Here is a 2,696-nt window from a genome sequence, read left to right as displayed (position 1 = left end):
TACCGAAATTAATTTCGGTAAGGGACCAGCGTTATTTTTTTAAATTCAATTTTGCAATTCAAAATATTAATCGTAATATTGCAATATCATTATGGGACTTACTAAGACAGAAATATTCACAGAGGAGCAGAACCAGCTCGCCACAATGCTCAAAGCATTGGGCCATCCTGCCCGTATTGCGATCCTTCAATCTATCATCCGTACAAATTCTTGCATCTGCGGTGATCTGGTCGAGGAATTAGGATTGGCACAGCCAACTATTTCCCAGCACCTTAAAGAATTGAAGAATGCGGGTATTATCCAGGGCACTATTGAGGGTGTACGGGTATGCTATTGCATTGAACCGAAAGCCTGGAAATTATTAAAAACAAATCTGGCAGCTTTCTTTGCTTCTTATAACGAGAACGCAAGCTGTTGCTAAAAAATTTATACCAATTAATCGTTAAATTGCAATATGACATGAACAACTCAGAATTTATCAACTGGGAAACGTTTAAAACGCAACTCCAGCAAAATCCGAATCAAATTTTACAATTTGAATATGCAGAAGGCAAATGGGTAGATCCCTCCTACCATATCACAGAAATCAAACAAGCCCCGATCGTATCTGTCGATTGTGGTGGCGTAATGAACTCCTGGACAGAGATCATTGTCCAATTATGGGAACCAAGGGAAACGGAAGAAGGCCGTGCGATGCAGGCAAGTAAAGCTATGTCTATTGTGGACATCGTGGAAAAGAAGTTACCGTTAAATCCCAATGCGATTGTAAAAATTGAATTTGGCAATTCACAGTTCGACACCCGCCAAATGTACCCGGGTAATTTTACCGTATCCGGAGAAGATTTGATCGTTAACCTTACTCCCGACTTTACCCAGTGCAAAGCCATTAACCGAGGCGGAAGCTGTGGCACTACTTCAGAAGGCGAAGAATGCTGTACACCAGCTGCAAAAGCAGAACTAGTAAAGTTAGAAATGGTAAATCTCGCTGCAGAAGGTCCGGCTTGTACACCAGGAAGCGGCTGCTGCTAATCATTCCATATGAAAGTAAGAACCTTGGTCGCCAGTGATTGGCCTGCCGTAAAGGAAATATATGAAAAAGGCATTGCTACCGGCAATGCCACTTTTCAAACCGCTGCTCCTTCATGGGAAGACTGGGACATATCGCATTTAAGCACTTGTCGTTTCGTGCTGGACGAAGTAGAAAATATCCTGGGCTGGGCGGCGCTATCACCGGTATCCTCCCGTTGCGTTTATGCAGGTGTTGCTGAAGTGAGTGTTTATATCAATCCGGTTTTATCCGGGAAAGGTTATGGCTCAATTCTACTTCAGGCACTGATTGCAGAAAGTGAAAAGTATGGATTATGGACGCTACAATCCGGTGTCTTTAGAGAAAACACTGGTAGTTTCAAAATGCATGAGAAAGCCGGATTCCGGCAAGTGGGCTACCGGGAAAAAATCGGTAAGATAAACGGTATCTGGCGGGATACTATTTTATTGGAAAGAAGAAATCAAAACATCAAATAATGGAAAAAATATTGGTACTCTGTACCGGCAACAGTTGCCGCAGCNNTGAAGCCGGCATTGATATCTCTGCCCATACCTCCAATAATGTGAATGAGTATGCGGATATAGACTTTGATCATGTAATTACGGTTTGTGATAATGCCAAAGAGAGCTGTCCGTATTTTCCGTCGAAAGCTAAAAAGCTACACTACAATTTTCCCGACCCGGCAAAAGCGACCGGAACGGATGAAGAAGTTATAAATGAATTCAGAAGGGTACGTGATCTCATCAAAACGTACAGCGCAGAATTTGTAAATGAAAATCTCGATAAATAAACATATCCACTAACACACAAAAAATATGTCAGCCAACAACTGCGCCCCAGCACATGAGAGGAAAAAATTGAGTTTCCTTGACCGATACCTTACCCTATGGATTTTCCTGGCTATGGCTATCGGAGTATCTATTGGGTTCCTCTTCCCCTCTTCATCTGATTTTATCAATTCTTTTTCAAGTGGAACTACCAATATTCCACTTGCCATAGGCCTGATCCTGATGATGTACCCACCACTTGCTAAAGTGAAATATGAAAATATGGGCAAAGTCTTTAAGGATACGAAGATCCTGGGTGCTTCCTTGCTCCTGAACTGGAGTATCGGGCCAATTTTGATGTTTATCCTCGCTATAGTATTTCTTCACGGTTATCCTGAGTATATGATCGGCCTTATTCTTATCGGGCTGGCCCGTTGTATTGCAATGGTCGTTGTATGGAATGAGCTGGCAGAGGGAAACAGGGAGTATGCTGCAGGCCTTATCGCTCTCAATAGCATTTTCCAGGTTTTATTGTACAGCGTGTACGCTTATATATTTATCACCGTTCTGCCTCCTGTGTTTGGGATGAAAGGGCTTGATGTTAATATTTCGATCGGTCAGATTGCTGAAAGCGTAGGCATTTATTTAGGGATACCCTTTGCAATGGGAATAATCAGCCGTTATAGCCTGATCAAATTAAAAGGAGAAGAATGGTTCCAGAACAAATTTGTGCCTATGATCTCTCCAATTACCTTAATCGCATTGCTATTTACAATCGTAGTTATGTTCAGCCTGAAAGGTGAGCTGATCGTACAGATTCCTATGGACGTTGTAAGAATTGCGATTCCTTTGGTTATCTATTTTGCCATTATGTTCCTGGT

At 42.1% G+C, this 2,696-nt stretch carries 5 protein-coding genes; all 5 read left to right on the top strand.

Translation table 11 applies throughout. From position 1 onward, the window contains the following. Positions 1-91: 91 nt before the first annotated feature. Entirely contained in the window at positions 92-421 is a 330-nt protein-coding gene (locus B2X72_RS24400; protein WP_070569805.1) for an ArsR/SmtB family transcription factor, read from the top strand. Positions 422-459: 38 nt separating this feature from the next. Then, positions 460-1,029, top strand: coding sequence for a DUF6428 family protein (locus tag B2X72_RS24395; protein WP_070569803.1), 570 nt, complete (start codon positions 460-462; stop codon positions 1,027-1,029). A 9-nt stretch (positions 1,030-1,038) separates the two neighbouring features. Then, the gene (locus tag B2X72_RS24390; protein WP_070569801.1) at positions 1,039-1,524 is read left to right on the top strand and encodes a GNAT family N-acetyltransferase; all 486 of its coding nucleotides are present in this window, start codon (positions 1,039-1,041) and stop codon (positions 1,522-1,524) included. After that, positions 1,524-1,838: an arsenate reductase ArsC gene (locus B2X72_RS24385; RefSeq protein ID WP_286851863.1), complete on the top strand. Its 315-nt coding sequence runs from the start codon at positions 1,524-1,526 to the stop codon at positions 1,836-1,838. The genes B2X72_RS24390 and B2X72_RS24385 overlap by 1 nt, the downstream gene beginning before the upstream one ends. Before the next feature lie 25 nt (positions 1,839-1,863). Continuing rightward, positions 1,864-2,696, top strand: an 833-nt coding sequence (gene arsB / locus B2X72_RS24380) for an ACR3 family arsenite efflux transporter (protein ID WP_286851862.1), incomplete at its 3' end; no start/stop codon positions are given.

This window comes from Sphingobacterium sp. UBA7253 (assembly GCF_002472745.1).
In the GTDB taxonomy this organism is placed as follows: Bacteria; Bacteroidota; Bacteroidia; order Sphingobacteriales; family Sphingobacteriaceae; genus Sphingobacterium; species Sphingobacterium siyangense.
This window is presented reverse-complemented; position numbering and strand designations above follow the sequence as displayed.